General features: G+C 35.9%; 12 protein-coding genes. 4 read left to right on the top strand and 8 right to left on the bottom strand.

Translation table 11 applies throughout. The features are described 5' to 3' along the window. The first annotated feature begins 38 nt into the window (after positions 1–38). Positions 39–1,679, top strand: a complete 1,641-nt coding sequence (locus tag IPM56_14030) for a hypothetical protein (GenBank protein QQS35354.1) — start codon at positions 39–41, stop codon at positions 1,677–1,679. A gap of 8 nt (positions 1,680–1,687) precedes the next feature. Here IPM56_14030 and IPM56_14025 read toward each other — a convergent pair whose 3' ends face one another. From IPM56_14025 to IPM56_14015, 3 genes are all read right to left on the bottom strand, one after another. Further along, entirely contained in the window at positions 1,688–5,257 is a 3,570-nt protein-coding gene (locus tag IPM56_14025) for a glycosyltransferase (GenBank protein ID QQS35353.1), read from the bottom strand. 6 nt (positions 5,258–5,263) lie between these two features. Continuing rightward, a complete protein-coding gene (locus IPM56_14020; protein ID QQS35352.1) occupies positions 5,264–8,077 on the bottom strand; it encodes a glycosyltransferase in 2,814 nt (937 codons plus the stop codon). Positions 8,078–8,312: 235 nt separating this feature from the next. Then, a complete protein-coding gene (locus IPM56_14015) occupies positions 8,313–11,444 on the bottom strand; it encodes a CotH kinase family protein (GenBank protein ID QQS35351.1) in 3,132 nt (1,043 codons plus the stop codon). Between the two features lie 332 nt (positions 11,445–11,776). Between IPM56_14015 and IPM56_14010 the strand changes: the two genes are divergently transcribed. Together IPM56_14010 and IPM56_14005 are read left to right on the top strand one after the other, a co-directional pair. Beyond that, complete coding sequence (locus IPM56_14010) at positions 11,777–12,691, top strand: metallophosphoesterase (protein QQS35350.1); 915 nt, start codon at positions 11,777–11,779, stop codon at positions 12,689–12,691. A 129-nt stretch (positions 12,692–12,820) separates the two neighbouring features. Continuing rightward, on the top strand, positions 12,821–13,075 hold the full coding sequence (locus tag IPM56_14005; protein ID QQS35349.1) for a septation protein SpoVG family protein: 255 nt from the start codon (positions 12,821–12,823) through the stop codon (positions 13,073–13,075). Between the two features lie 188 nt (positions 13,076–13,263). Here the strand turns inward: IPM56_14005 and IPM56_14000 are convergent, their stop codons facing one another. The 5 genes from IPM56_14000 to IPM56_13980 all read right to left on the bottom strand — a co-directional run bounded on the left by IPM56_14000 (position 13,264) and on the right by IPM56_13980 (position 20,021). Further along, a complete protein-coding gene (locus IPM56_14000) occupies positions 13,264–13,773 on the bottom strand; it encodes a hypothetical protein (protein ID QQS35348.1) in 510 nt (169 codons plus the stop codon). Positions 13,774–13,829: 56 nt separating this feature from the next. Further along, on the bottom strand, positions 13,830–14,465 hold the full coding sequence (locus tag IPM56_13995; protein QQS38317.1) for an MjaI family restriction endonuclease: 636 nt from the start codon (positions 14,463–14,465) through the stop codon (positions 13,830–13,832). A gap of 1 nt (position 14,466) precedes the next feature. Next, a complete protein-coding gene (locus IPM56_13990) occupies positions 14,467–14,766 on the bottom strand; it encodes a hypothetical protein (GenBank protein QQS35347.1) in 300 nt (99 codons plus the stop codon). Further along, complete coding sequence (locus IPM56_13985; protein QQS38316.1) at positions 14,735–16,015, bottom strand: thermonuclease family protein; 1,281 nt, start codon at positions 16,013–16,015, stop codon at positions 14,735–14,737. The genes IPM56_13990 and IPM56_13985 overlap by 32 nt, the downstream gene beginning before the upstream one ends. Positions 16,016–16,760: 745 nt before the next feature. Next, entirely contained in the window at positions 16,761–20,021 is a 3,261-nt protein-coding gene (locus IPM56_13980; protein ID QQS35346.1) for a glycosyl hydrolase, read from the bottom strand. 614 nt (positions 20,022–20,635) lie between these two features. On the opposite strand from IPM56_13980, the gene IPM56_13975 reads away from it, so the two are divergent. Further along, the gene (locus tag IPM56_13975; protein QQS35345.1) at positions 20,636–24,628 is read left to right on the top strand and encodes an FkbM family methyltransferase; all 3,993 of its coding nucleotides are present in this window, start codon (positions 20,636–20,638) and stop codon (positions 24,626–24,628) included. The last annotated feature ends 153 nt before the right edge of the window (positions 24,629–24,781 follow it).

Below are 24,781 nucleotides of genomic sequence, written 5' to 3'. Positions count from 1 at the left end.
TGAGTAAAAAATTTTTTGACTTCAATAAAGAGGTTTGCATGAAATTTTTAAACTTCAGTTTTATCCTGGTGTTTATGCTTTTAATTGTATCCTGTTCAAAGGAAATAAAAAAAGAAGCACCGCTGTTTGAAAACCTTGGCACATTACACTTCCCGGTAACAACAAACTCCGATGACGCACAAAAGTATTTTGACCAGGGATTGATATTATCTTTCGCGTTTAATCATGCCGAGGCGTTCCGTTCTTTCAGAGAGGCTTCCAGACTTGATTCAAACTGTGCAATGGCATATTGGGGAATGGCATTGGTGCTTGGTCCAAACATAAATGCTGCAATGGAAAAGGGTGATATTCCGACTGCCTATGATGCGATTGAAAAAGCAATTTCCATAAGCAATCTTGTAACGATTCAGGAGAAAGCATATATCTTCGCTCTTGCTCAAAGATACTCAAGAGAAGAACTTGACGACCGTTCTCATTTAGATTCTGCTTATGCGGAAGCAATGAGGATGCTGGTAAAAAAATATCCGGATGATCTTCACGGAAAAACTTTACTTGCCGAAGCATTGATGGATCTTCATCCCTGGGACTACTGGGAGAAAGACGGAACAATAAAACCCTGGACAGGTGAAATTCTTTCATTGCTTGAAGATGTCATAAAAAATAATCCTGATCATCACGGCGCAAACCATCTTTATATACATGCTGTAGAAGCATCAAAAAATGCGGGACTTGCTTTACAAAGTGCAGACAAACTTAGAAATCTCGCTCCCGCAGCCGGTCATCTGGTTCATATGCCGTCACATATTTATATACGTGTGGGCAGGTACCACGATGGTTCGTTAGCAAATGAACTTGCAGTAAAATCCGATGAAGAGTATCTGACTCAATGCAGACAACAGGGGCTTTACCCGGTTACGTACTATCCGCATAACTATCATTTTCTTTGGGCGACTGCCACACTTGAAGGACGAAAAAAAACTGCGGTTGATGCGGCTCTAAAGGTTACCGAAAAAACTAATGACTCATTAATGTCTGTTTGTGGTTATGGAACTCTTCAACATTATTATGTAATACCATTGTATGCATATGTCAGATTCGGGATGTGGGAGGAAATTTTAAAACATCAGAAACCTTCTGACGATATGTTGTACCCTAACGGAGTTTGGCATTACGCGAGAGGGATGGCCTTTCTTGGATTAAATCAATTAGATGATGCGGAAAAAGAATTGATAAGACTAAAAGAAATTTCTATGAATCAATATTTGGAAAATATTAATATCTGGGGAATTAATGGTGTAACGGAACTTTTAGAAATTGCTTCGCTTGTATTGGAAGGTGAACTCGAAGCAAAACAAAAAAACTTTGACAAAGCAATTAGTTTATTGCAAAAAGCCTCAGGCATAGAGTTTACTCTGAACTATAATGAACCGCCTGACTGGTTTTATCCTGTACGTAATAATCTTGGAAGTGTGTTAATGCAGGCAGGAAAGTATTCAGAAGCAGAAAAAATTTATCTTGAAGATTTGAATGAATACCCTGAAAACGGCTGGTCACTTATCGGGTTGAAGAACTCACTTGACGCCCAAAATAAAACTGAAGAATCAAAAAAAGTCGCAGAAAGATTTAAAGAAGCATGGAAGTATTCTGATATAGAGTTGACTGATTCAAGAATACTTTAGCATAATCTCTATTCAGGTATCTCAATCAGCAATGAGTTATGAGTTGGATGAAATCCCATAACCTGATTAACTTCTTCAAGTTTCAATATTGCCTTTGAATTAGTTGAATCATTTGCCACTGCCCATTCAAACATTGTCTTGGAGGCTTCGTATTGCTCGGCGATAATAAATATTTCACCTAATCCGAAACAGGCGGAAGATGAAGCGGGATTTAATTGTAACTCTTTCTCAAAATATTTTTTGGCGGAATCGAAATTTTTTAATCCCAGGTTTGCTAAACCAGCCAGATTGAAAATTTGTTCAACTAATTTATTCTTCAGCGATTCCTCACTGTTCAAATTAATTCTACTTATTATTTGTTCAAGTTTGTTCAAACTTCCAATGAAGTCGTTTGCATCGTACAACGAATAAGCCTCGGTAATAAGCCGTTGAACTATTGATCCTTCATCAGTAATTATACTTGCTGCATTTTGGGGAAGGTACCTGAAGATCGGTTTTGTGGAAAGTTCAATAATTCGTTCATCAACTTTTTGTATAGTTCTTTGCCAGGTCCAGCTCTGGTTTACATATTCAATATTAGCTTTTGCTCTTTCTTTTAATTGTGAATTATTTTCAACAGCAAATTTCAATTTTTCTGCAAGTTCGTTTTTATCAGGCTCAAGCAACCACGGTCTGCCTGTGGTTTCCCACTCATCAATTTTATTTTCACTAAAGTATTTTTTTGTTGAGTTAATTCTTAAGCTGTTTTCATCATCACAAAAATCATCAGTTGAGCCTCCTTTGGTTACAATCACCGGCATACCGCAAGCCATTGCTTCGAGTACAGGCAATCCGAATCCTTCGCCGCGGTAGGGATGAACGAGTACATCACACGCAGTATAAAGTCCGGATAACTGTTTTTCGCTTAATGTTGAATCAATATATTCTATCTCGGGAAAATTTTTATCAGCGGAATATTCTTTCAATTTGTCTTTTATTGTCTGTCCCCTGTAAAATGTTTTTGAACCAATATCTTTGATCACAAGACAAACATCATCATTCCTGTTAAACGAGGAATTAAATACTTCAAGAAGTATATCGATGCCTTTTCTGTAAATCGTACCGCCGAGGAATAAAAATTTAAATTTCTTTTTAGTCTTTAGTTTATATGGTTTAATCTTTGGATTAAACTTTTCAGATGAGAAACCGAGAGGTACAACGAATATTCTTTTTTCATCAACACCGCTTTCAATGTAAACATTTTTGATATAGTCAGAATAAACCCACATTTCATCGGCATAATTATTAAAAACTTCAACCCACTGTTTTGGCAGTGAACCAAATTCCCAGGGCTGTATTACAACCCATCTGCCTGATTTTGGTGCTTCAAGTTTGGGAGGCCATTGATGAGTTATGTGTATATCTGCCGCTTTAATATTCCGGTTAAATGAATTGACAAGTTCAGGATTTGATCTTACCAATTCATCTTCATAGTTCTGTTGAGGGAATATTACTTTTGCTTCGTATCCGAGGGAAAGCAGTTCGCTGCAAATTTCTCTGTTCACATATGCTAATGAACTACAGACGAACTGATCTCCTTCCCATATTATTTTACTATCATGGTTTACACTTTTAAGTTTTGTATAATCCCTTTCAATTATTTTCAGCCTTTCGGTAATTATTTTTGCAATTGCTTCGAGACTATACTTTTCACGAATTTCTTGCTGTGCAAATTTACCTCTGTCTTTTGCTTCATCAGGATTTTCGAACACGAATTTCATCAATTTGCAAAGATGATTTTTTGACGGCTCAGCCCATTTGTGTCCCAGATAGGAAGCAATCTCATTTTCCTTTATATCGACTAAGTTATGAACATCAATGAGGTAGGAGTTCTCATGATTCATAAACTCTGTGTTTGCACTCCAGTTAGTTCCGATCACAGGCAGTCCGAATACCATAGCTTCCATATATGGACGTCCCCAGCCTTCACCACGTGTAGGAAGCACAAATGCATCAACAGATTTGTACAGGCGCAGCATTTCGTTAAAAGGAAGTTGTGTAGTCAGAAGTTCAAAACGGGGGAGTGATTCTTTCTTATAACCATATCTTTGAATCAGCTTGTTTATTTTTTGCATCAATTCAGTTTTAGTATCACCGTCATAATGAGAGAGGAGATAAGTTCTCAGATACAGGCAAACGTCATCCTTATTTGTGAAAGTTTCAAAGTAGGCGCGAAGGAGTATATCCCAGCCTTTTCTGTTTGTCCATTCAAACATTGACAGAAAATTGTAAGCTGCTTTATAAGGAAGTTCCATTGGTTCAACCATATCAGGATCAAACACCGAAGTGTCAATCCCTCCCGGAATTACGACGACCTTATTTTCCTTGACACCGCTTCTGATAAAAGTTTCTTTATTGAATTTACTTGGAACCCAGACTTCATCAAGCTGATTTATTTTTTGGACCCAGTCCTGCGGAATACGGTCGGTTTCAAACATCGTTCGCCCGATACTGTAATATGCTTCTGGGATTTTGTAAAAAGCGCTTCCCGGCTGATGCTGGACAATTATTGGTTTATTTAAAAAGTCTATTTTATTTACACAGTCTTCGGGAGGGACTACATGAAGTTTTAACAATGTATGCCGGGTTTTTTCCGGGAGGTTGTCGATAAATTCATTCGATAAAAATTTATTCTGATGACTTATTATTAAATCGAGATGAGGTTCAAGAGCCAATGAAAAAGTAATTGCCTCACTCGCATAACCACTCGGGTTAAAAATAGGTGCCAGCCAGTATACTGTATTACTAACATCTTTTTCACACTTTGAATTAATTTTATTACGCCATCTGTTATAAAATATTTTAGATGCCGCTATTGTCCTTTCATCAACTTCTTGCTGATCCAAGGAAGATTTACCTTCAAGATGAATTAATGAACACTGTGGGTCATAAATAATTTTTTTACCGAGCTCTGAGACTTTGAAGCACAAATCAATATCCTCAAAGTACATTCCGTATGATTCTTCAAAACCACCGACTTTGTGGAATAACTCTTTGCGAATGAAAAGACATGCCCCGGTAACTGCTTCATATTCTGCTAATTCATTTGCAGACTGATAATCAGATCGTTCATTCCTGTAAATATGTGATGGCCACAATGGCAGGTATTGATTTTCTCTTTTCTCAAATACAATTCCTGCATGCTGAATGGTATCATCCGGATATAAAAGCTTCGCGCCGACTATGCCCGTTGATTCATCACTGATCAGGCGGTTATAACCTGCTTCAATCCAACCGGGCAAAGAAATAGTATCATTATTCAGAAAGACAAGAACTTCGCCTTTCGCAAAAGTCGCCCCAGCGTTACATGCTTTTGTAAAACCAAGATTGTCTTCACTTCTGTGGTACTTAACAAGGTTATTCTGTTTGACCAGTTCATTGAGTACCTGCTCTGTCGCATCTGAAGAACCATTATCGATGACGATAAATTCACAACTAAGTTTTTCAGGCAGTACTTTTATTGCTGATTCAATACACTGAACAGTTAATTCAATCTTATTATAAATGGGGATGATTATTGATATATCGGTTTTTGTCATAATATTTTAATTGGAAACAGACATTGCTTCATGAATATAATTCAGGTTACCAGAAGCAACTTCATTTGCAGGATCAATCTGAAGGATGAGACTGATAATCCTTTCGGCATCGGAATAATTATTTTCAAGGATCGAAACAACTGCCAGATTATTTAAAGCATCAAGATCAAGAGGATTTGATTGAAGCATTTGGGCTATTACATCTTTCGCATCTTTTAATTTTCCATCTTCAATTAATTGCTCTGCCTTAAAAAGAATATCCTGACAAGGATTTGGTCCAGGTTGATAATTAATTCTCCTTGCAGCCAGCTCATTGGAATAATTCCTCGTTTCATTAATCACATTGGATAAAAACTTTAACAGGATTTTGTTATCACTATTTAAAGAAGGGACTTTTTGAGATTTTATTTCACAATACTCATCAATCAATCCATCAACTAACTTTGATGCAGAAAAATTATCAACAGCCAGTCGCCGTACTTTTTTCACTGATTTAGTATCGTATTTTTTTAGTTCGTCGATAAGATCCTGTGCAGTAAAATTCTTTTTATATCTTCTTCCGGAAAAGTTTGTTTCTTTTATTTCATCAAAATTATTTTCATTAATTAAACCATCGCCGCCAAGGTAATCAAAAATCATAACTGCACGTTCCATCATCATGGCTTCGATAACGCCCCTTCCAAGTGAGAATACAATATCAGCCTGCTCTATCAATTCTTTTATTTGTGAGTATGGTACTTCTCCGAATCGTCCCCCAACAAACTGCACCTTAATATTAAGGTTGCTACACGCTTGATTAATTATTCCTTCTTTTTCTTTATCAAGTCTTCCGCTTATCACCAGTGCATTTTGCGGAATAGTATTAATCTCTTTTTTTGATAGGAATTTTATTTCGTCTACAGGATTTCCAAGTACCTTGATTGAATTTTCTTTTACTCCAGACCTGATAAGATTCTGTTTAACCTCTTCACTTAAAGCAAAGTACTTAGATATTGAGAGGTCAATTTGAGGAGGTTGTTCAAGAAATGGAATAACTCCTTGTGATAAAAACACAATTGGCAATTCAGGAAATGTGTCTCTTATTTCTAATGCATTTATATTGTGATGAACATGAGCAACATCAAAATGTTCATTGAAAAGCTGTTTTAAATCATCAACTACCCGGATTCCTTTTTCATCAAAAAGAGTTTTCGTTTTATCCACATATTTTGAATAAACAACAACATCGTGACCCTTTTTTGATAATTGTTCTGCTAATGTAAAAGTGAGTATCTCAGAACCGGTCATATCAAGAAGGTGGTGATTGGTAATCAGTATTTTAAGTTTCTGTTCAGTTTTTCTTCTGCCTGCTTCTTTGGGATTTAATTTTTGTGCTGTCATTACTGTCGATTTTAAATTATAGTTATCCTTGAATTCAATTTTGCAATCACAAAAAAGTTCAGCCAGAGTTTTTTTATTAATAAACCGAATATGTTCTTCCGAATCATCTTCGTACGCCGGTACTGTTACGAAAATTGTTCCTCCGGTCCTTACAACTCTTTTAACTTCTGATGCGACTTTATTTTCATCGGTTACATGTTCAAGCACTTCTGAAAGAATAATTGTATCAAATGTATTTTCTTTGAATGGGAGATCTCCGGCATCAGATTGAGCAAACTGAACATCAGATACTTTTTCCTTCGCCTGTTTTACATAACCCATACTTATATCAATCGCCGTAACATCGCATCCAATACTTTTAAGATTATATGAATAACCACCACGCTGACAGCCAATATCAAGTACTTTACCTTTGGCGACTTTAAGTGCTTCTTTCAGGCGGTTTCTTATATCATATTTACCATCAGAATCAGGATCGGGAAGATTAAAATCAAAAATTCTTTCCTGTGCTGTTCGGTTAACTGTAGCCTGGTTTTCATAGAATGTTCTGTATTTGATTTCGCTATTAATGTGGTTAGAATTTTTATGATCATACTTCGTGTATAGCTGAAGGATCTTATCAACAATAAATTTAGCACGGTGTGTATAAGTGTGTTTTTTTACGACCTCATTCAACCCGTTAGATGCAATTCTTTTTCGTTCAGAATCGTTCAACAGATAGGTTTGCACTGCCTCAATAAGCTCATCATCATTTGAGTATGTTACAAGGTGTTCTTTATCATTAAAAAGTTCATCAAGGAATGCAATCTGTTCCGTTACCAACAATTTACCCGTTGCAAGTCCTTCGAATACACGCATATTAAGTTCTTTGCCGTCGCAGGTATTAAATATAATTTTACACCTGTTCATTGCAAGGTTTGCTTCTTCCATAAATAGTTTATTGCCGATGAAAACATTAAAATACTTTTGAAGTTTTTCTATACGTCTTTTTCTTTCGTCGAAACGGATGTTGCCGATAAATCCCACGTCATAAGTCTCTGTTAAGTTGAGGTTTTTAAATACTGCAGGGTCTGCAGCATAAGGCAGATAAAATGTGTGTGGTCTTGAAGAAAAGAATTTTAGAAAAATATTTTTATCACCAACGAATACAAGGTCAGCTTCCGAGTAATAAGCACGATCAAGCGGAGGGTGATTTAACTCCATAGGTTTATCAGAAAATACATCAATAGGGGAGAGGTTGTTTGCTATACATATTTTTATAAAACCCGGCGGAACGGTATTCTTTTTATATCCCTGGTTATTTGGTCTTGCAAGCCATAATACATTATGACCAAGTTTTACAAGTTCATCATGAATCAATCTGGGTTGTGCATACCATGTATCACTGCTGTCAATGATTGCAATATTAAGTGATGGATTCTGATCGGGAATATCTTTCATCTACATATTTATTTGTTAACTAATAGATTTTGGAAGAATTTTATGCAAATACAGTTCCAGTAAAAAGATGCGAATATTTGAGATGGGCAGATTGTATTTGAACAACTCCGTTCATTTGGCTAAATATGAACAGATATTAATATTGTGGTGGGTAATGTAAGTGCGATTGTAAATCGGCAAAAAAAAGGCGATTCAAAATGAATCGCCTTAAAAATAGATCAGTAACAATTTATTCTTATTTCAACAGCATCATCTTCTTGACCTGGCTTAATATTCCTGCTTCAAGTTTATAGAAATATAAACCGCTTATAAGATCACCCGCATCAAAAATTATTGTATGCTCACCTGCTTCTTTGAACCCGCTTATCAGGGTTTTTATTTCCTGCCCGAGTACATTGTAAACTTTCAAACTCACATTCATCGATTCGGGAATTGAAAACCGTATTGTAGTCGATGGGTTAAATGGATTAGGATAGTTTTGTGACAAACTAAATTCACCCGGTACGTTAACTTCAACTTCAATGATGTCAGAATAATTGAACGTACCGCTGAAGTCCAATTGTTTCAGCCTGTACATATATTTTCCGTTTACTGTCTCATTATCTGTAAACGAATAATTCTGCTGAGATGTAGTTGTACCGTTTCCGTTGACATAACCAATTTTCTCAAACTCAAAATTACCTGACGAGGTATGTTGGTTTTGAATTTTCCTCTCTATTTCAAAACCCATATTATTTGATTCCAAAGCGGTTGACCATAAAAGTGTAACCTGCTTTCCTGTAACTGAACCAGTAAACGATATTAATTCTACCGGTAGCGGTGCTTCATAATTTTCTATTCTGATCGGACTGAGTCCGCCTAGTGGATTAACTGTATTTGCGCCGCTTGGCCAAATACCATCTGCATCTGTTGCAATAGATGGATGAATGCTTCCATCAGATAGTAATCTTCGTTCAATTCGTCTTATTCCACTTGTTAATTGATTTGGAATTATAGTTCCCCATGATCCATTAATGTTATCGACACTATCTCGGTAGAACTGTACAAAACTTGTAACCGAACTGAGATCGACTCCATCATTCTCTATGAGTGTTCCTGAAACTGGTCTGCCTGTGCCGTCAATGTTATCATAAAGAAATACAAAGTCTTTTGAATCTGCAAAAGAACGTCCGTATATACCGGTTCCGTAATTGGATTCATTAAGGATTTCAAAATCAATAACCTTAACTGAATCAGCGGTTGTAAGGTAAGTTGCCGCAGTTGTTCCGCCGGCACCATCGTTTAATCTTAATCTCATAAACACATAGTTGCCGGGTGTAAAGCGGGCATTGCCTGTTGCTTCACTAATGAACCATCCGGTAAATGAACCTGCTGCGTTTGTTGTAAACTCACCATAATTACCTGCAGTTGTAAATGAAGGTCCGGATGAACGGGTAAATGTATTGTCTGAATTAACATAAATAACATTTGCCGCACCGTTGGTTGTAGGTCCATCTGTAGAAATTATTATCTGATTGATATATCTGTAAGTTGTATTCGGAAGAAGATTATCCAAACGTGCTCTGAACGCAAAAGGAATTCTGCTGTTGTTAGTACCGCTGTAACCCTGTATGAATTGAGGAAGTATTACAGAAGTAATTGACGGTAATGTTGAAAGTGTGTTAACGGAATTAAAAGTTGGCGCACCCTGAACAAAATTTCCGGTTCCATTAGGAATTCGCATCATTGATAGATTTGTTGACTGGGCACCAAAAGTTATTGTATCAAGAACGCTTACATCAATATTAGAAAAACGAATATGCTCACCATCTGCTGATAATTTAAAGTTTGCGTGAAGTCCTGTTTGTCCGCTGTCCTCATCAGCCCAGACTATCAAATATCCATTAGGAGCTATGGTCGTGCTATCAGGAAATTGCCATAAGGTAGGTTGAGTTGCGTCATCTGACAAATACATTCCGCTAAGATTTATTTCAGCATTTGTATTGTTATATAATTCAATCCAGTCATCAAACTCACCGGATGGATCTGGTATCAAAGTATTTTGAGCAAGAAATTCATTTATCACAACGTCACCGGGAAGAACAGCAAGATTGCAGCTTATACCAAGAGATGTCAATTGCGATTGAACGCTGTTAGTCCGTGCTGTTATAAAATTTTTGATCCCTGGTTTTCTTGTTCCGCCACCACCGCCGGCATTCACATCACTTACAAGATTGGTTTCAAACTGTGCATTCGTATACATTTTTTTCGGATCAGCATATACGTAGGGCCGGATAATATTTGCAATACTATCAACTTTAGGATGAAGACGGGCAGGTGAAAAATAGCCGTTGAAAAGATAACACAGAGTTGAAAGATATTCAGTTCTTAATGCCGGGGTATTCAATATTTTACTGAATAGCGGACGGTTTGTTGAAGAACTTACGTAAGTCAGACTCAGTGTTTCAAGGCTTGAAACGCCGCCGCTGTAAGCGCCAAAACTTAAACCAACATCCCATACAATCCATTCCATTTTATTTTCAGGCGGCAGGTAGTAAAAATAAAAATTCCTTCCACCACCGATATAAGAATCCAGGTTCGCAAACAGGTTATCAGCGGCTATTGCTTTATAAAGTCTGCTTAAGTTCACCTGCGTTGGCAAAGAGGTTTGTGTGTTGGCGGAGTTATTCAGCGTATCCAGCGTTCTTATAAGATCATCCCATGCAGTTGTTGACCCGTCGGTTTTTAATTCATACCTGTTGTAATAAGTACCTGGTGTACTTCCATACCACCTGAAATCAGAAATGATCGATGAACCAAATGCATCAACGGCTTTGAATTGATTACCTTCATCATTACCGTAACGTGAATCAAGAAATTTTTTATCAACATGTTCTACGAGAGAATAGAATGCCCATAACTGGTTATTGATATAAACTTCTGCATAGTTAGCGCGTGGAGCCGGAATACCTGCGTCCCTGCAAAAATCAAGATGCATCTTTTCTCTTATGAAAGACGGATCTCCCCAGCAATTGTTGAGGTGAATTCCTTTTAATCCATCCCAGCGCTGATCATCACGGTATTCATCAAAACTAACACGTATGGATTTTTTATTGTTTGGATGACTGTAAGAAGAATTACCTTTTAACCTTACACCAACGCTGTCAATTACCTCGCCGTTAATTGTAACTGCAGCAACTATATATTGTTCATTACCCTGGTTATAATAATAAGTCAATGAATCCCAGTAGTTCGGCTGGTTAAACTGAAATCTGACAGAATGAACCTGTGTTCCGGAAAACACATTGTCACCGGCATTCTGCGAAAATAACTGTGAGGAAAAAATTGAAATAAAAAGGAGAAATGAAACAGTATAAATTTTTATCATTATTTATCCTTGAAAATGTTTATCCGTTTTTGATGTACGATAACTTTAAAGACATTGATTATTCTCAGTTGCATCGGGGTTCCAAATTCACCATAATAGTCTATTATATAGTGGTAGACGATCCTTTACAAAAAAACTTGCTCTCATTACACCATGTCTGTTTCGAATGTAGTATAAAATAACTTTTTTCTTTGAATATTATTTTTTTACTTTTATCCATGCTTAACTTTAAACAAATACTTTTTGTCATTCCTATTTTCATCTTCAGTGTTGTATCGTGTAACAATTCCGAAAGCGGGGTAGGTGACAAAATACAGCATCGGCAATACGATGTGACCCAGGTAATTTCCGGTATTAGCAACCCATCTGTTAGCACAAAAAAGTTTGTCGTTGTTGGTGATTTACAAAGGACTTCTTTTTTGGAAAAAATTATCGGCAGGGAATCAAACGATAATGAAAGAGAATTAATAATTAATGAGATCGCAAACATTGATCCGGCATTTATGGTTATTGTCGGCGATCTTGTATTCGATGGTTCAAGTTCATCTCACTGGAAAGAGTTTGATGAATTAATCAAACCGGTCACTGAGAAAAATATTCCGATCTATCCTGTGCTGGGGAATCATGATTACTGGGGTTCCAATAGTTCTGCATTAGAAAATTTTTCCGAAAGGTTTATACAGTTCAAAGAAACATATTGGTACGAAAAGAGCTTCGACAGTCTTGCTCTCATTTTTCTTGATTCCAACATAGATGACCTTACATCAGCCGAATGGCAAAATCAAAAGCAATGGTTTGAAACAAAACTTAAACAATTAGATGAGGACAACTCAATAATAGGTATTATCGTTTTTCTTCATCATCCGCCATACACGAATAGTAAAGTTACTACTGATGAAGAGCACGTTAAAAAAACTTTTGTGCAGGCGTTTGAACGATCCACAAAAACACTCGCAATGATAACAGGTCATGCACACGTGTATGAAAGATTTTTAAAAAACGGAAAAACATATATCGTATCTGGCGGCGGCGGCGGACCTCGTGTCGATCTTAAAGCCGGAGTAAAAAGTATTCACCGGGATTTACTTGTCGATGATCCGGATTCAACCGCTAAGCGTCCGTTTAATTTTTTAGTAGTAAACAGAAGTGAAAGTGGAATTGAAGTAAAAGTAATGGGACTCCTGAAAGATTCATCAAAGTTTTTTGAACTTGAAGAAATTATTATACCCGACGAAACCATTAATTAAAACCATTAAAATTTTTCTTCAACACAATAGACAAATAGCAAACCTTTTTTTATTTTCAGCACACGGGTTTTAATCAGTTCAAATTCAGATAATCCGGAATTTTAACATCAACATCAAAATGGAGGTTCTATGAAAATCGTTCGAATGAATGCACTTGATAATTCATCAGGCGGAAACCTTAAAGCATTCTTTGACTTTGAAACTTCAGACGGTATTGTGATCAAAGGTTTCAGAATTGTTTCTGGCAGTAACGGATTGTTTGTATCAGCACCGAGCGATAAAGGGAAAGACGGAAAGTATTATGACTCAGTTGTAATACCTGCCGAAATGAAAAAGTCATTAGAGAAACTTGCGCTTGAAGAGTATAACAAACAGAGTAAGTGAAAAAATCAGGTTAACCACTAAAATTATAAACCGTTAAAACGGTTAGAGCTTAATTTATTTTAATATGTTCTGTGCGGGATTAATCCCGCACAGAACCATAACGAATAGTAAGGACAGACCGTTTCAACGGTTTAGCACAAGGAGCAGGTTAGGCTGATTTAGTTCAATTATATTACGCTTGCAACTAGTTAATTGAGATTCAATCCCTTAATCATTTTCATCACAGAGTTTTTTGCGCCGTGCGAAAGTGTGTTTATATAATGATCCTGTGTCAAGGCAGATACTTCTCTTAAAAGATCGGGATGTTTTTTTGCAATTTTGATTATGAACTTAAGCGCGTTAAATCTTACGGATGGAATTTTATTTATATCCTCCCAGACATTTATACATACATCAAATACTTTAACTTCATCCTTTCCTGAAAGCTTCATCATAAAAAGTATTTTTAGTAATTGCATTTGATGCCCGTCATTTTTTGATTTAATGCTGGAAACTATTTCAGGAATATATTTCCTTATCCTGCTGTCATCCTCATCCATACAACTCCACAACAACTGCGCGGCACGCCATGCAAACGGCTGATTATCTGAAACCGATAACTCAACCGCCTCATTAAATAATTCAGGGTGAGATCTTAGAAATGAAATCATATCTGATTTGTAACTCGTCAGCAGTTTTTGTTGGAGGGGGGAGAGCATATTTCGTTCTTTTCTGCTACCTTGACTTTTTACTTATGAAGGAGGTTATATGCATTTTATGATTTTTTTAGTCTTACGACCTCATTTTTGATTTCATCAATAATTTCTTTATTAACAATATCCTTTTTACCATTAATTTTTGTTGAAAAGACATAAAAAACTTTTCCTCCAAATACTTCAGTAAATTTTAAATGTGTCTGTTCTTGAATAGCTCTTTCTTTGAAAATCTCCGGAAGCTGGATACCCTCACTAACAGGTTTTATTTGGAGACCAATATATTTTTCATTTATCTTAATAAAAAAATCAACGTTGAATAGTCTATCCCAATCATCAGGTGCTGGTTCAATTTTAATTTCTAATTCCTTTTCAAGCTGCCCATAAATTGTTTCTATTTCAGTCATATACCCCTCAAATGTACGACTAATTACAAGGTTGATCATATATTCAATACAATCTTGTTCAGTAATATCATCAAGTTCTGCCTGAACTACTTCTGTTATTTTTACATAAAGCCTTTTACCAAGTTCTGTTATATGCTCTTTACTTTTGACATTCTTAAAATAGTATTCTTCCCATTCTTCAACGGTTTTAGGCGCGCATTTTCTAATAGATTCCGAAGTAGGACCAACATTTCGTTTAAAGTTAAGTTGGAAACGATTCAGCACACTATTTAGAATCCATTCTTTAGCCATATTATCTATTTTCCCAGTTGTTTTGTAGGTTCCTAATACGTGCACCGATTCCTCTTTGTCTTCTACGCAATGATTCTAAATAGCTATCATATTCATCTTGAGTAGTTATCCTAAAGAATCCATTAGTATTGCTTCCTATCAATTCGCCTTCTTCAATTGCTGTGCGAATTACTGCTCGGATTGGAACTTCAACCCCTTCATCTGAAACATTAAAATGTTCAGCAATTTCTCTTGCTGTAATTGGATTGTTGCTGCCTCGTGGTAGGAATCTAACTAACTGGCGAATTGTTGGTAGTGGCATCCTTGTTCTCCTTTATAAGTGATATGAACTTCGATTTAAATTTAAATTGGTATGATAGATCTACTTTGGTAAGCCCATTTTTAATAAGATGAGCGTTGAGAAAAGTTTTATTTTGTAAATAGAGATAACAAAATAAATACCCTTTGTCATCATATTTTTGTTCATCATATTTTAAATATACTTTTTGTCCTCTTGTTTTATCTATAAGAAATTCCTTTGCTTTTCCATTTACTTCAACATTTTCTTTTACGCCTATTAACCTTACGATCAAATCATTACTGAGTTTTAGTAATTCCGGACTAATTATTTCTTTTACGGAGAAGTATTCTTCTCTTTTACTTCCATTATTATCTAGCTTTGAACCAAACTGAAGTTTCTTAACATCAATTTTTTTATCAAGTTTATGCGGGTCTTTGAATATGTATGACTGATTTTCAATTTCTTTTTTAAAATCTATTTGAAGTTTTTCTTGACGGATAATCTCATAAGAATGTTCTTCAAATATTTTGTTCTCATTAACTGATAGTTTATCCTTGATATTAGAGATAAACTCAGAGTTTATTTCATAACCAACAGAATTTCTATTTAGATTTTTTGCTGCTAAAGATGTAGTTCCACTTCCAAGAAATGGATCAAGAATTGTATCTCCGACAAAAGAAAACATTTTGATAAGTCGTTTAGGAAGTTCTTCAGGAAACATTGCAATATGACTATCTTGTTTTACACCACCAAAATTCCAATGCCCCTGAAAGTATGTATTCCATTCTTCAGTAGTTAATTTGGAGAGTTCTTTGTTTTCTTTAGATACTTTTGGGGGAGTACCTATTTTTTTAAAGACAAGTATAAACTCATAATCTAATTTTAAAATTCCATTACGGGGATAAGGAAATGAGCCCATAATGGTTGCTCCACCTGTTGTATTAGTAGTTGTAACTTTTTGCCAAATAATTGCCCCCATATAATCAAAACCTATTGTCTCACAGAATTTTATTATTTCAGTTCTTATAGGAATTATTTTGTATCTGCCATAATAAACGGAACGGGCAAACTGGTCGCCAATATTAATACATAGACGACATCCACTATGAAGAACACGATAAGACTCTTTCCATACAAGATTAAGATTGTTTATATAGCTCTCATAACTGTCATTAAATCCGATTTGATCATCAGTTCCATAATCCTTTAATTGCCAATATGGAGGAGATGTGATTACTAAATGAACAGAATCATCATTTAGTTCTTTCATCATTCTTGAATCACCATTTATTATTAAGTGCTTAGAATTCACTTTCGACCTATTTGAATTTTCTAACCCAAGATACTTAAATTTGATAAGTTTTTAGTCGTAGATTTTTACAAACAACAAATTACATTCAGTAGAGATAAATCTTAGCATATTCAAGTAATCATAAAGCATAAAAATATTATCAACAATGATTAAATTTTTTCCCGAACCGCTTTCCACATACAAGCCTAACCTGTACAACTGCCTCAAAGCTCTGCCCCGGGATTTTTCTGATTTGTTAACTGGGGCTGCATAAATTCAATAGCAACTTATGTTATTACTTATGCAAACTCAATACTTTTGTTTGTTGTTTGCTGTGAGTGGTTTGTTGTAACGCAGGTACGAATGGATGATTGGTTGAATGACTGAATGGGTAGAATGATTTAACAATTTGTTTTTATTATCCGTTATCTGGAAACAGGTATCCTTTATTTCTATTCTGAGATATCTCACCCCCAAAACAAAATAGCTTTGAGGGATTCGATATGACATTTTAAAATATCTTAGTGCTTCTAAGTGTACTTAGTGCCTTTTGCCAAAGGCATCCCTGTGGGAGTGGTTAAGTTCTCCCGTCACATTTCGACAAGTTCAATGTGACAAAGAACTCGCATATTCACAATTCATTATTCCTTGTTCATAACTTGTCCGCCGTGGCGGAGTCGATATTCACTTCATCCATTTAACACTAAGCATTAAACACTCAGCATTAATTTCTCCTCCATTCCGGTAATCTTCCTGGGGTATATGGCGCGCCGGATTTTTCCAACTCTGCTTCAACTTGTTTAATACTTGCATCAATACTCTTTAACGAAGAATGTATCTCATCAAACCTTTCTACCGCAGCATCATACGATTTAATGAAAGTATTTGTCGGTGCCGCTGTTGTACTCCACAAAGCGTAAGTGATAAGATCAACTCTGTCCTTGACTGATGATGGTCTTCCGCCTTCATACTTACTTCGGAGATTATCACCATTAAGTTTTTTGTTTAATTCTCTCAGGTCAGATTCAATTGAAAGAATTTTTTCATAGGAGCTAACCGGAACAGACGCGGTTTCAAACACAGCTTTCTTTAAGTATGAAATTTTATTTACAAGATCGTTTCTGAATGCATCAGTGCCTGAGATAGCTCGTGTTAATTCAGCAACTTTTTTATTGAACACGTCAATTGATTTTCTGTCTTCAACAGGAATTGAATTATTGTTAAGTGTCTTACAGATAAATTCCTTTTTCGTAACAAGCTCAGAAAATTTTCCGTCTTCAAATTTTGAAAGCGATACAAAATATTTTCCCGGAACAACCATATAACCTTTTTCAGGTTCATTCCACGGGACCGAACTGTCGAATGCTTCCAGTGAAATAGGGGAGAATGTATTGTATCTGAAATCCCAAATGATCCTGTTCACACCTTTGCTTGAGCCTGTTTTTATTTTGCGGACAGTGGTTCCCTGCTCATCGGTAATTGTAAAGAGAAGGTAATCTTCAGGTTCTTCCTGCTCAGCCTTAAGCTGATCGTACTTTGGATATTTTATGTCTTCACCTTTTTTAATTTTTTCTTTCTCTTCTTCCCTTCGTTTTTCTTTTAAAGTTTTGAACTCATCTTTCAGATAATATGTGAACACAACCCCGACTTCAGGATTCGGTGCTGAATAAAAACTTGCGCCCTGGAATCCAACACCTTTAAATCCCATAGGATTGGATTCAACGAACATCAATCCATCTTTCACAGGAAAAATTTCCGCGTCCTTCTTTAATGTTTCTTTTGATAAATGTCGAAGCGGTGTGTAATCGTCAAGTATGTAAACGCCTCTTCCAAAAGTTGAAACTACCAGGTCATTTTCTCTTCGTTGAATATCAAGATCCATTACACTTGCCGGAGGCATCCCATTGCTGAACTTTATCCACTCACTGCCACCGTCATTGGAGAAGTAAACACCAAACTGCGTCCCGATGAAAAGAAGATTTCCATCAACGTGATCTTCCGCAATTGAATAAGTACTTCCTTTCTTTGGAAGATTATTATTGATTAAAAACCATGACTTGCCGCCGTCAGTAGTTTTATAAATGTACGGCTGGTAATCCCCACCGATCATATTATGACACGCAGCGTAGGCAACAAGTTTATTTGTCCGTGACGCAATGATGTGATGAACTCTAGCATACTCAGGTAATCCGGGAACGGAAGAACGATTCCACGTTTTACCTCCATCAATTGTATAATGAATAAGTCCGTCACCTGAACCGGCGAATAAAATGTTTTCATCAAAAACAGATTCAGCAATTGTAACTATTTGCGCCATTGATGATTTAGCCGTTAACTGATCCATACTCCAGCTTTGGTTCATCAGCTTTTGCATTTCCTGCGGAACACCTCTTGTAAGATCGGGACTTATTTCAATCCACGTACTTCCCTGGTCATCGCTTCTTAAAACTTTGTTGCCGCCGAAGTATAGTCGTTTGTTATCATGACTTGAAATCAGAAGCGCGGCGTCCCAATCAAAGCGATATGCAGTATCGGCAAAGTCCTGTGGTTTGATGTAAAGATTTTCTCCGCTAAGTTTATCAAAGCGAACAAGTCCGCCATTCTGTGATTGTGCGTAAATGATATTCGGATTTTTCCAATCGACCTGAGTTTCAAAACCATCACCGGCATTTGTGAAGAGCCAATCCTGGTTTAATATTCCTGCTGAACTGATTGTACGTGAAGGTCCGCCAAGACTATTATTATCCTGCGTTCCGATGTAAACATTATAAAAAGGTTCAGCGTTGTCGGTTGTTACTTTATAAATTTCTGCAATCGGAATGTTTGATTTGAAGTCCCAGTTTTTTGCCTGATCAAAAGTTTCATAAACGCCTCCGTCACACCCGGCGATAATGTGTTTGTTATTATTCGGGTCAATCCATATTGCATGATTGTCAACGTGTTTAAAATTATCTCCAAGATTTTTCCATGTTTTTCCTCCATCAATTGTAACCTGTATAAAGACATCATCGCTATAAACTCTGTCAACATCAACCGGGTCGCAATATAATTTCTGAAAATAAAAAGGATAAGATGAAATGTAACTGCTTTGTTTGGTCCAGCTTGCGCCGCGGTCAATACTTTTATAAACGCCTTTATCTTTATCAGTTGCTTGTACAACAGCATAGAGAACATCAGGATTAACCGGTGAGATCGACATTCCTATTCTTCCAACATCTTCTGATGGTAAACCTTTTGAAAGTTTTTCCCACGTAACTCCGTAATCGATACTTCTGTAAATTCCACTTTCACTTCCGCCATAAACACCTGTGTATAAATTTCTCATCCGTTGATGCGTTGTTGCGTAAAGTATGTTTGAATATCTTGGATTCATATGAACTTCATAACAACCTGTGTATTCGCTTATGTATAAAACGCGTTCCCATGATTTTCCGCCATTAGTGGTTTTATAAATTCCCCTGTCACCGCCGGCATTTCTTAATGAACCCATCGCTGCAGCATAAACTATTTGTGAGTTGTTTGGGTCGATTGCAATTCCGCTTACGTGCTCACTGTTTTCGATTCCCATATTCTTCCAGCTTTTGCCGCCGTCTTCACTTTTATAAATACCATCACCGTAAATAACATTGTTCTGATTTTTATTTTCACCTGTTCCAACCCAAACGATGTTGGTGTTGGTTGGATCGATCTCAACTGAACCGATTGAATATGACTTGTTTCCATCAAACACAGGAGAAAATGTTATTCCCCTGTTTGAAGTTTTCCACAATGAACCGTGCCCAGATGCGACATAATATTCACTAAGGTTAGAAGGATTAACAGCAATATCAATTACTCTTCCCCCGGTTATTGCGGGACCAATGCTTCTGAATTTTAATCCTGAAAGTGAAATATTTTTTAGTGAATCGGGCTCAGTCGAAGATTGAGGAATTGACTCATTATTCAATAGAAGGATAAAAACGATTGACAGTAGTATTTTAATCATGTATAAACCCTGATATGGATGTGATATTTAGTTGAGAAATCAAAATGGACTTCGAATATTGTTAATTCAAATTAGTCCAATGAATATTTAATTCCAATCAGTCAATTATATAATATGATAGGTGGTTTTTAGAGTTTTGAGAAACGTTTTGACAAATCGGAATTTAAATCTCACTAAAATGGAATAGTGTGTCATAAAGAGATACAAACTGATAAAACGAAAATAAGAATTACCGTAAATTGATTTTCAAGCGGATAAAATTCTTAAAGAATCGATGCTCTTAATAGAATCTCAAAAATTTACATTCTGGTATGTTTATTGTAAATTATAACGGTAACTGGATCTTGAGTTTAGTAGTTTCTGTTGAATTCAACTCATAACCAAAACCGCATGGTATAACATCAAGGGAAAAAGCACATTTTCTCCTACTGGTGTGCGTAAGTTTTACAGTGAATTTTTCAATTCCTGAGTCAGCTTGAAAATACAATTAACTACTAAACCGATGATCTTTAAATCAAGTCGCTTGTGTTCTTCTGAAATTTTCAGGAACAATATTTGAAATAGGACAATTGCTAAAACAAGAATAATATCTGTACTAAATACTTGCGCCATCAATGAACAACAATAAAAAAATTCTGCCCCATGATACCATTGGAGAACTTAAAGCATTAACAAAGTTTTCTGACCTTTCGGTTAAACAGTTTATTTCATCAAATCTTCTGGACAGCAATTTTCTGAAAACCAGAGATTGTGATTCGGGTTCAGTCACATTTAACCTTTCCACACTCGAATATTGCCGTGATCATATTTTTGGCGATATGGTGGTTCTTCCCGGCTCTGTTTTTGTAGAACTCGCATTGGTAATATATCAGACAAGGTTTGGGTGGAGACCAGTCAGGCTGAAAAATATAAGCTTTGGAAATCTTATTATCCTGTCAGAAGAGGATGTAGTATTAAACTTTAATATATCATCTTCCGGGCAGGGAGCCGCCAGGGTTGAGTTTCATGAAAAAAGTATTTCTTCAGAAATTGAAAATAGCCGAACTACTTCCGTTGAGCTTGAAGAAATTATAGATTCAGATATTTTACACGAAGCAACCGTTCCTGATATCTCTGCTTTCAAAAAGAATGCTGATAAAGTTATTGACTCAAAAGAATTTTATTCAAAGCTCCATGAAAGCGGAAATCAATATGGGCAGGACTTTCGCAATATTAGTCAGATTTGGTTTAAAGATAATATAGCTCTCGGACACCTTGATTTCAGCCGGCTAGTCTCGCCGACTGAAAATGATTTTATTCTCAACCCGGTCAAACTTGATTCTGTTGCACAACTGCTTTCATCACTTAGTGATTCTGGCGGAAGAACATTTATTCTCACCTCGGTTGATGAGATTCACGTTTTCAATTTTGAACTGCCTGCGGAATTTTACTGTTTGGCAAAGCTTGATCTTAATCAATCTGCTAATCAAAATGAATTCTGCGGTGAGCTAAGTGTCTATGATGAGACCGGCAAATCATTAATAAAATTAACCGGTTTAAAATTTAAATATCTTGAACGGTCAGCAGATTCAACTTCACAAATAAAGGGTGATGAATATAATATTGTAATATCCTCAACCTTTACTGCAGACCCGGTTGAAGATTCAATAAAATTCTGGAATTCATACTTTAATACAGAGTACAAAGTAAAATTTGCTCCATATAACCAGGTGTTCCAGGAATTGCTGCATCCTCAAAGCATGTTGTCGACGAATGATAACGGTCAAAACGTAATCCTTCTTGGTCTTGAAGACTGGAGCCGGAAAGAAAATATACTTACATCACATCTAGAAAAAGAACAAGTCGATAAACTTTTCGAAGATAAAAAAAGATTTACCCTCCCGAATCATGTTGAAATAGTTCACTTAAATAAATATGAAACGGAATATGTCTATAAAGAAATATTTCTTGATAAATGTTATTTAAAACATGGGATTACAATAAATGATTATGATACTATAATTGATATCGGTGCCAATATCGGTTTGTTCACGTTGTTTGTTAATCAACATTGCAAAGAACCTGTTGTATATTCATTTGAACCTTCACCCGTAGTCTTTCAATTGTTGGAAGCGAACAGTAAAGTCTATGGAAAGAATGTAAAACCATTTAACTATGGGGTTTCGGATAAACAGAAAACGGCAACATTTACGTTTTATGAAAATTCATCTGTGTTCTCAAGTTTCAATGCCGATGAAAATCAGGACAAAGAAGCTATACAGGCGGTAGTTAAAAATATGCTGCGTGAAGTTTCAGATAGTGATAAAAATGAACTTGATCAATACGTTGAAGAAATCACAAGCAGCAGACTCGAAAGTAAGCATTATGAGTGCAACCTTCTGTCCGTTTCAGATATAATCGAGCAAAACAAAATTGATAAAATTGATTTACTTAAAATTGATGCTGAAAAAAGTGAGCTGGATATTATAAATGGAATTAAACCGGAACACTGGGAAAAAATAAAACAAATTGTAATTGAGATTCACGATAAGTCAAGAAAAATACTTGAAGAAATTGAGAGAGTTCTTAAGACAAACGGATATACAATAGAAGTGGAAGAAGAACAACTGCTTCACAATTCAGGTTTGTTTAATGTATTTGCAAAAAGAAGTTCAATTAACGGTGAACAATCTCATACTAAGTATGAATATGAATTTGAAAAAAAATTAAGCGAAAATATTGACCAATTCTGTAAGGCTCTTCAATCATTCTCTCTAAGAAACAATACACCACTTTTGATCGGGATAGTTCCGTTCTCTAATCATGTCAAATCTGATATTAAGCTGAACAGTATCTACAAAAAGCATGAAGAAAAACTTTTAGGCAAAGTAAAAGAATTTTCCGATGCGGAAATACTAACTTCGGAATTTCTTGAGTCAGCATATCCAGTGGAAAATTATTATGACCCACACGGTGATGAGCTCGGTCATATTCCCTACACCCAGCAATATTTTACTTCACTCGGGACTATTTTATTCAGAAATATTTTTACGCAGCGTTCCTCCGCTCATAAGGTGATTGTTGTTGATTGCGATAACACTTTATGGAAAGGTGTTTGCGCAGAGGATGGTGCCGACGGAATTATAATAACAGAAGCACACAAATTTCTGCAGAAGAAATTAGTCGAGCAGGTACGGAGCGGGATGCTGTTATGCATTAACAGTAAAAATATCGAAGATGATGTATGGAATGTTTTTAATTCCCGGACAGATATGTTACTTAAGAGCGAACATATTGTTGCATCAAGAATTAACTGGGAAAATAAATCCGCAAACTTGAAATCACTTGCTGATGAACTCAGTTTAGGCCTGGATAGTTTTATCTTCATTGATGATAATCCAATTGAGTGTGCAGAAGTAATGTCAGCGTATCCCGAAGTGCTGACACTGCAATTACCCCAACAGGAGGAATTTATTATTCCATTTGTAAATAATATATGGGCGTTTGATCATCATAAAATTACAGATGAAGACAAAAAACGTACTAAAATGTACAAGGAAAATTCCGCAAGAGAAAAGCACTTAACAAATTCTTTAACACTAAAAGATTTTCTTGACGGCTTGGAATTAAATGTTAAGATCAGTAGTCCGGAGGAGAAACATATTCCGAGAGTTTCTCAGCTTACATATCGGACAAATCAGTTTAACTTTACAACAATCAGAAGAAGTGAAACTGAGATCACTGAATTCATGAAATCTGAAAACAATGGAGTTATAAAAGCTGAGGTTAGTGATCGTTTTGGAGATTATGGATTGGTCGGACTTTTATTGTACAGCTATCAACATAATAAAATTGTTGCAGATACATTTTTATTAAGCTGCAGAGTACTCGGCAGAGGTGTTGAATATAATATGCTTGCTGAACTCGGACGAAAAGCGCAGCAAAAAGGATTGGAAGAAATTGAAATTACTTACCATCCAACAGCCAAGAACAAACCTGCCCTGGACTTTATAAACAAAATTGCTTCTCGGTTTAGAACCGAAATTCCGGACGGAGCCAGGTATAATTTCCCGACGGGTTACCTGGTTGATTTACAGTATCAGCAATACCTTGAAAAAGAATTCAGTGAATCAAAAACGAAAGAACCATCAAAGATTAAAGCTGGAATCGAAAAATCAAACAACAAGTTGCAAGGTTATTCAGGAAAATTTCAATTCCTTGCAGACCAATTAACTGATCCGAAAAACATTTTTGAAAAAGTTGAAACCTTAAAAACTGAAAATCTTTCAAACAAGAAATCAAAAATACTTCTACCTTCAACCGAACTGGAAATAAAAGTTATCGAAATATGGGAACGAGTGCTTAGCTGCAAAAATCTGAGTATGGATGATAACTTTTTTGAATTAGGCGGAACATCACTTAAAGCAGTTCAACTGGTTGCATCGATTAAAAAAGAACTTAAAAAGAATATATCAATCGTCACCATATTTGAATGCCCCACGATTCAATTGCTTGTAAAAAAATTGGATGAAAATACTAACGAAGAAAATCATACAGATAATGCAATTACAAATGGAAGTGACAGAGGGGCAAGGCGAAGGAATATAAGAATTCCAAGAAAAGGTTAACGGGTGAATTAGTTTATTAATAGTTGTATCGGATTTTTGTTTCATATAGTTACGATGTAACATTATATTGTCCAAAGATGAGAACCACTTGCAACCACCATACATTCTTTGCATTTTGATGCAGCCTTTTTCAATTGAAATTAAATTCTCCCG

It is taken from the genome of Ignavibacteriales bacterium (genome assembly GCA_016700155.1).
In the GTDB taxonomy this organism is placed as follows: Bacteria; Bacteroidota; Ignavibacteria; order Ignavibacteriales; family Ignavibacteriaceae.
The sequence above is the reverse complement of the archived record's forward strand: the minus strand, read 5'-3'. Positions and strand labels throughout refer to the sequence as shown.